The sequence below is a fragment of the Streptomyces sp. BR123 genome (genome assembly GCF_013401435.1).
Taxonomy (GTDB): Bacteria; Actinomycetota; Actinomycetes; order Streptomycetales; family Streptomycetaceae; genus Streptomyces.
Map to the genome: position 1 here is coordinate 1 of NZ_JACBGN010000579.1, position 1,600 is coordinate 1,600.

The 1,600-nt window shown below is 72.2% G+C and carries 2 protein-coding genes and 1 pseudogene; all 3 read left to right on the plus strand.

What is annotated here, in order from left to right; translation table 11 throughout:
• On the plus strand, positions 1-606 hold a 606-nt coding region (locus HYE82_RS36390), incomplete at its 5' end, for a class E sortase (protein WP_179178496.1).
• Between the two features lie 168 nt (positions 607-774).
• Positions 775-1,041, plus strand: a complete 267-nt coding sequence (locus HYE82_RS38785) for a DUF6412 domain-containing protein (RefSeq protein WP_256988207.1) — start codon at positions 775-777, stop codon at positions 1,039-1,041.
• Positions 1,042-1,190: 149 nt separating this feature from the next.
• Positions 1,191-1,600 (plus strand): annotated as a pseudogene (locus HYE82_RS36395) (YidC/Oxa1 family membrane protein insertase); the annotation flags it as partial.

Genomic DNA, 1,600 nt, shown 5'->3' on the forward strand with positions numbered 1-1,600 from the left:
GAGTCTGCTTCTGCGGGTGCGGGTGCGGGTGCGGGTGCGGGTGCGGGTGCGGGCGCGGGTGCGGGCGCGGGTTCCGGGCCGCCGTCGCCGTTGCCGGCGGGGGTGGGTGGTCCCGGTGGTTCGGCCGCCGGTGCGTCCGCGGGGGGTTCTGTCGCGGAGCCCGGGCGTTCGTCCGCTTACGGGGTGCTGCGGATTCCGCGGCTCGGTGTCGCCGTGCCCATCGCGCAGGGGGTCGACAAGCGGACCGTGCTCGACAAGGGGTACGCCGGCCACTACCCCGGGACCGCCCAGCCCGGCGCCGAGGGCAACTTCGCGCTGGCCGGGCACCGCAACACGCACGGCGAGCCGTTCCGGTACATCAACCGGCTGCGGGCAGGGGACAGGCTGAGCGTCGAGGTGCAGGGGCGTACGTTTGCGTACGTCGTGCGCAAGACGCTGGCCGAGACGAGCGAGCGGGACGTCGGGGTGATCGCGCCCGTGCCGCGGAGTACGGTCCGGCCCGAGTACGGGTTCGGCGAGCCCGGCGCGTACATCACGCTCACCACGTGCACGCCGGAGTACTCCTCCAAGTACCGGCTCGTGGTGTGGGGGACGCTCGTGCGGTGACCGGCCGGGCAAGTGGCCTGGCCGGCGTGGGCGTTGTCGGTGGGGGTGGTTAGTATCGGGGGAGTGGAAAGGGGGCGGGGTTCAGTGGACGAGCAGGGTGGGAAGCGCCGGGTTCTCTCTGGGGCCGGCTCCCTCGTTGGTGCTGTCGCTTCTCGGCTGGCGCCACTGCTGCTGATTGCGGGAGCCCTCTGGCTGTTCGCCGGGGAGAGCGGGCCGGGTGCGGTCATGGTCGCCCTCGCGGCCACCGCGGCCGCCGTCACCGCAGGGGTTGCAGCGCTGGCGGCGCGCCTCGTACGGCCTGTGCCGCCGCACCGCATACGTACCGCGATCCGTGATCGCGAGCAGCGTACGGCGTTCCTGCCACAGCGTGATCCCGACGCCTCGGGCCGGTCGCGGCCCAGGGCGCCCGGCCGTCTTGTCCTGACGGCCGCGTAGGGGCGCGCAGCTTCGCTGCCTCCCTTTCTCCTTCCGCTCGCGTCCAGCGAGTCGAGTCGAGTCGAGTTGTGCTGTGCGTCCCTCGTGGGTCGTCGCGCCGAAACGCATGTCTGTTTTCGACGTTTGACGAGACCCCTCGGAGGGCCCGCGTGTCCGTTTTCACTGATCTTGTTGTCGATCTGGGCCGGCTCTTGGAGCCGGTGCTGGCCGAGTCCGCGACCGCTGCCGCGATCGTGCTCTTCACCGTCCTCGTACGGCTTGCCCTGCACCCGCTGAACAGGGCTGCCTTCAAGGGCGCCACCCCGGTGGCCGGGTGCCTGCCCGTGCTGCTGCAGCTGCCGGTGTTCTTCCTCATGTACCAGGCCTTCACCTCGCCCGGTGAGCTGCTGGACCACCGGCTGCTCGCGGCCCCGCTGGGTGCGCGGTGGGGCGATGCACTCGGGGCCGGGGGTGTGTTCGGGGCGCAGGGGCTGGTGTTTCTCGCGTTGTTCGCGGTCATCGCGGTGGTTGCCGCGTGGAGTGCGGCGCGGGCGCGGCGGACTGCCGGTCTGGTGGGGGC